This is a genomic window from Protofrankia sp. Cr1, assembly GCF_963555865.1.
In the GTDB taxonomy this organism is placed as follows: Bacteria; Actinomycetota; Actinomycetes; order Frankiales; family Frankiaceae; genus Protofrankia.
The window spans coordinates 8288-13997 of sequence record NZ_CAUVXO010000086.1; the positions used below are offsets into that span (position 1 = coordinate 8288).

At 68.4% G+C, this 5710-nt stretch carries 5 protein-coding genes; all 5 read left to right on the forward strand.

Annotated elements, in window-relative coordinates; genetic code table 11:
• Positions 1–147 precede the first annotated feature (147 nt).
• A complete protein-coding gene (locus U9980_RS09945) occupies positions 148–996 on the forward strand; it encodes a lysophospholipid acyltransferase family protein (RefSeq protein WP_416210214.1) in 849 nt (282 codons plus the stop codon).
• Positions 997–1144: 148 nt separating this feature from the next.
• Positions 1145–2578 carry a hypothetical protein gene (locus tag U9980_RS09950; protein ID WP_322767664.1) on the forward strand — a complete coding sequence of 478 codons (1434 nt, stop codon included), beginning with the start codon at positions 1145–1147 and terminating at the stop codon, positions 2576–2578.
• A 22-nt stretch (positions 2579–2600) separates the two neighbouring features.
• The gene (locus tag U9980_RS09955; RefSeq protein ID WP_322747425.1) at positions 2601–3125 is read left to right on the forward strand and encodes a polyadenylate-specific 3'-exoribonuclease AS; all 525 of its coding nucleotides are present in this window, start codon (positions 2601–2603) and stop codon (positions 3123–3125) included.
• A 124-nt stretch (positions 3126–3249) separates the two neighbouring features.
• Positions 3250–4275: a 6-phosphofructokinase gene (locus U9980_RS09960; RefSeq protein WP_322747426.1), complete on the forward strand. Its 1026-nt coding sequence runs from the start codon at positions 3250–3252 to the stop codon at positions 4273–4275.
• A gap of 110 nt (positions 4276–4385) precedes the next feature.
• On the forward strand, positions 4386–5710 hold a 1325-nt coding region (locus U9980_RS09965; protein ID WP_322767665.1), incomplete at its 3' end, for a class II 3-deoxy-7-phosphoheptulonate synthase.

A 5710-nucleotide genomic window follows, 5' to 3' on the forward strand; every position in this document is an offset into this window, starting at 1 on the left:
TGCGAGGCGGCTGTGACGGCAGCAACACGGCTGGGTGCCGCGGCGCATGTCGGTGGACGCCGCCAGCAGGGGTCCATAGGGTTATTCCGGCCACCGTGTGCGGGTGTGCCCGGCGGATATTGGTGGACGACCACACCGGGAGCTGACGTGTTGTACTGGGTCGTCAAGGCGTTTCTCACCCCCTTCCTGCGGCTCTTCTGGCGGCCGTGGGTCGAGGGGCTGGAAAACATCCCGGAGCGGGGTCCCGCCATCCTCGCCGGTAATCATCTGTCCTTCGCCGACCACTTCTTCCTCCCCTTGGTGGTGCCGCGGCGGGTCACCTTCCTGGCCAAAAGCGACTACTTCACCTCGCCGGGGGTCAAGGGGTGGCTTAAGCGGTTGTTCTTCAGCGGTGCGGGTCAGCTCCCGATCGACCGCAGCGGCGGGGCCGCGAGTGACGCTGCGCTGCGAACCGGGGTCAAGGTGCTGCAACGCGGCAAGCTGTTGGGGATCTATCCGGAGGGCACCCGATCGCCGGACGGACGACTCTACCGCGGCAAGATCGGCGTTGCCCGGATGGCGCTGGAATCGAAGGTTCCGGTGATCCCCATCGCGATGATCGGTACTTTCGAGGTGCAGCCGCAGGGAAGGCTAATTCCCAGGATCGGGCGCGTCGGCATCCGGATCGGGCGCCCTCTTGACTTCAGCCGGTATGTGGGAATGGCCGATGACCGCTTTGTGCTTCGATCCATGACCGACCAGATCATGTATGAGCTCATGGTGCTGTCGGGCCAGGAGTACGTCGACATGTACGCCCAGCGGGCCAAGGTCGAGATCGCCGCCGCGCGCGAGGCTGCGATCGAGGCGGCCGGCGGCTCGGGATCTCCGGATTCCGTCGGACGGACGCACGATCACACGACCGCCGTGATGCCCCACACCGCACGCGTCAAGGGTGGGAGCGCCGACCGCGACAGCCGCGACGTCGGCGACGGGACGGGTACCCGCCAGGCAGGCTGATGCCCGGTGCGGTGGGCACGGCAGGATGGTCGGTGTGTACTCATCGGGGGATCCCAGGGCGTCGGGCGTGCGCAAGGGCGGACGCCCGTTGGTCGGGTGTGCCGAGCGCATGCGTTTCGCGAGGCTGGGTGCCCCGCGGTGGTCGGCCGTGAGGGGCACGGTCGTGACCATGACCATGACCATGACCATGACCATGACCATGGTCGTGGCGGTGGCTGTCACGGCCCTCCCGGGGGCCTTGGCGCAGCCCGCGCGCGCCGCGGCACCGGTGAGCCCGACTCCGACCCGGATCGCCTCGGCCGGCCCACCCGCTGGGACGGTGCTGCGCGCGGGCCGCTTTGTCGTTGACCCCGAGGGTCGGGTGCTGTTCCTACATGGCCCGTCGGTGCCGCCGGGCGGCACCGTTGACACCGCCACCGTGCGGCAGTGGGCGGCCGACGGCTTCAACGCGGTGAGTATCGGCGTGCGGATGGAGGCTGACGGGACGTTCGCCGGTACCTCCGGTCGAGGGGGCGTGCCGGCTCGCGTGACCGCCGACGGTTTCGACCCCGGGCTCGACCAGCTCGCCGACGCTGTCGAAGCCGTCGTCGGCCAGGGTCTGCGCGCAATGATCCAGATTGTGCCGACGGCGTCGGCTGCGAAGGCTGGTGACGAGGCCTACGCCGAGGGCTTACGGCGTGTGGCTGGCCGGTTCCATGACGTCGTCGGACTCGTCGGCTTCGAGCTCACGACATCGACGGGTTCCCCCGGGCTCAACGGGGCTGTCCGCGCCACCGATGCGCACCATCTCCTGTGGCGGCAGAGCGCCGCGTCGTTCGACCCGACCGCGAACGTGGTGACCAACGACGAGGCGGCGCTCCTCGTCGGGTGGGCGGCTGGCGATCCCGCGACTGTGCTGCGGTTGGTGTCGGCCGCCGACACGACGCAGATCGGGTGGTTCTTCGACCGGCCACTGAGCGACGTGACTCTCGCCGCCATCGCCAGGCCCTACCCGGCCGCCATCGCCGGTGTGCCGGTGGGCTTCACCTACAGTCCCTCGGGGCGGCTGCTGACCCTGGCCTACATACCGGCGCCGGCGGGGGGCGGTACCTTCGGTGGCCGGGTCGCGACCCAGATCCGTGTGCCGGCACGTGTGTATCCAGATGGTTACGTGGTGCGGGCGAGTGGGGCGACGGTCGTATCCGCCCCGGGCGCGGGCGTGGTCTGCCTGGTCACCGATGCCAGAGCCTCCCGGGTGGACGTCAGGGTCGAGCCGGCCACCGCCGAGCAGGCACCGGCGGTGGCACCGCCGGTGGTGCCACCGGCGGCGGGTGACCCCTGCCCGGCCTCACCTGCGCAGTCGACGACCGCGTCCGCTCCAGGGCAGTCGGCCGGCAGCGTGGCCCGGACGGACGAGACCGCCGGACCAGTCGCTGACAAGGCTGCCGGCCGCGCGCAGGACGGGGTCAACGGCGTGCTGCTCTGGGCACTGCCGCTGGCGGGTGCCGCGGGAATGGCGTCGGTCCTCAGCGGCCTGCGGTGGAGAATGCGCCGCGGCCGCGGTGGACGGGTGGCCGTTTCCAGCGATCAGCGCTTTCGCTGACGTGGCCAGGCAAACTGGACGGGTGGGCACCCGATATCTCTATGACACCGAGTTCATCGAACGTTCCGAGGCGGGTCACCACTGGTTGGACCTGGTGAGTATCGGAATCGTCAGTGAGGACGGCGCCAGGGAGTACTACGCCGTATCCACCGAGTTCGATCCGGCGTTCGCGGTGCTGTGGGTGCAGCGCAACGTCCTGGCCAAGCTGCCGCCGCCGGCGGATCCGTCCTGGCGGTCGCGGTCGCGGATCCAGTCGGACATCGCCGAGTTCCTCAGCGTCGACGGGCCGCCGGAGCTGTGGGCCTGGTATGCCGCTTATGACCATGTTGTGCTCTGTCAGCTTTTCGGCACCATGACGGATCTTCCCCGCCCGTTCCCCCGGTTCACCCGCGACCTGCGCCAGCTCTGGGAGGAGGTCGGCCGTCCAGCGCTGCCCCGGCCACCGCACGACGCTCACGACGCGCTTGCCGACGCTCGCCACAACCTGGCCCGCTGGCGGGTGCTGGCACCGCTGCGGGCAGCACTGTCGCCGGCAGCCGCGGGGTAGGTTTTCGCGGTGCCTCCGGCCGCGCCACGCTGTCAGATGTATTTCTGCACCGCTTCGCTGCGACTACGCTCCGCTCTGACGAGCCCGAAACGGGGCGTCCAGGCGGCGAAGAAGAGGTGCGGTCGTGCGGATCGGCGTGCTGACAGGCGGTGGGGACTGCCCAGGGCTGAATGCGGTCATACGGGCAGTCATCCGTAAAGGAGTAGATATCTATGGACATTCGTTCATAGGTTTTCGGGACGGCTGGCGTGGTCCCTTGGAAAATGCCGCGGTGCCGCTCGGCGTCGACGCGGTCCGCGGCATTCTTCCGCGCGGTGGGACGATTCTCGGTTCCAGTCGTACAAACCCCTACAAGGTGGACGACGGCGTCGCCCGCATCCGGAAAACTATTGACGACCTGGGGATCGACGCCCTCATCGCCATCGGGGGCGAGGACACCCTCGGCGTCGCCGCCCGGCTCCACACCGAAGGAATCCCGATTATCGGGGTTCCCAAAACCATCGACAACGACCTGTCGGCCACCGACTACACCTTCGGGTTCGACACGGCGGTCAACATCGCGATGGAGGCCATCGACCGCCTGCACACCACCGCCGAAAGCCATCATCGCGTCCTCATCGTCGAGGTCATGGGCAGGCATGCCGGTTGGATCGCCCTGCACAGCGGAATGGCGGCGGGCGCCAACGTGATCCTCATTCCGGAACGACCCTTCGACATCGACAAGGTTTGTGCCTTCGTCGAACACCGCTTCGCCTCGCACTACGCGCCGATCATCGTGGTGGCTGAGGGAGCGAGTCCGGTGGCCGGCAGCCTGGTGGTCAAGGAAGGGGAGCTGGACGCCTTCGGGCATGTCCGGCTGCAGGGAATCGCGTCCGTGTTGGAGACGGAGATCCGTGGCCGGACCGGGCGGGAGTCCCGCGCGACCGTGCTCGGCCATGTCCAGCGGGGCGGCACGCCGACGGCGTTCGACCGGTGGCTTGCGACCCGCTTCGGTCTGCATGCCGTCGATGCGGCACACGACGGTGACTGGGGCACGATGGTGGCCCTGCACGGAACCCGGATCGACCGGGTACCGCTGGCGGAGGCGACCCGTGAGCTCAAGCTCGTACCGGAGGAGCTCTACACCGAAGCGGAGGTGTTCTTCGGCTGAGCCAGTAACAGGCCTGAGCCGGTGACAGGTCTGTGCCGGTGACAGGTCCGCGAGGATGACATGGTTGAGATCCGACCCGACCCGACCGTCACACCGTAACCTATACTACCGTGGACGAATTGGATGTCTGGCGGACCCTGCCGGTCAAGCAACAGCCGAACTGGCCCGACCCTGCGGAGCTGACTGCGGCCCGCGACCGATTGGCGGCCCTCCCGCCGTTGGTCACCGCGCCGGAAATTCGGGTTCTGACCGAACGGCTGGGGTCGGTTGCCCGGGGCGAGGCGTTTCTGCTCCAGGGTGGGGACTGCGCCGAGACCTTTGCCGCGAACACCGCCGACAAAATTCGCGACAAGGTGAAAACGCTGCTGCAGATGGCGGTCGTGCTCACCTATGGGGCAAGCGTGCCGGTGGTGAAGGTCGCCCGGATAGCCGGCCAGTATGCCAAGCCGCGGTCAGCCGACATCGAGGCGAGCACGGGGCTGCCGTCCTACCGCGGCGATGCGGTCAACGACATCGCCGCGACGGCGGTGGCCCGCCGGCCCGACCCCGGCCGGCTGGTGGACGCCTACCATGCCAGCGCGGTCGCGCTGAACCTCGTCCGGTCCTTCGCCACCGGTGGGTTCGCTGACCTGTCGAAGGTGCACGAGTGGAACAAGACGTTCGTGCGGGACTCGGCGGCCGGGCGTCGGTACGAGATCATGGCGACCGACATCGAACGGGCGTTGTCGTTCATGGCCGCCTGCGGCATCGACCTCGAACGCACGTCCAATCTGCACGGCGTCGAGCTGTTCACCAGCCACGAGGCACTGTTGCTGGACTACGAGCGCGCCCTGACCCGGACGGAGGATGCGACCGGCGCGGTCTACGACGTGTCCGCACACATGCTCTGGATCGGCGAACGTACCCGTGATCTCGACGGTGCGCATGTGGACCTGATGTCGCGGGTCGGCAATCCCATCGGGTGCAAGGTGGGTCCGAACGCGTCCCCGGACGACGTCCTGGCGTTGGTCGATCGGCTCGACCCCGAGCACATCCCGGGCCGGTTCACGGTCATCACCCGGATGGGCGCGGGACGCGTCCGCGAGGTGCTCCCCGCGATCGTCGAGAAGGTCAACTCCGCCGGCCATCCCGTGGTGTGGTCGTGCGACCCCATGCACGGCAACACCCGCGATGTGAACGGGGTCAAGACCCGGCACTTCGACGACGTCCTCGACGAGGTGTTCGGCTTCTTTGAGGTGCACAGGTCGCTGGGTACCCATCCCGGCGGTGTGCACATCGAGTTGACCGGTGACAACGTGACGGAGTGCCTCGGCGGCGGCGAACAGATCAGTGAGGCCGATCTCGCCGGTCGGTACGAGACCGCATGCGATCCCCGGCTGAACACCGGCCAGGCGCTTGAGCTGGCCTTCCTGGTCGCGGAAAGGCTCCAGCAGGC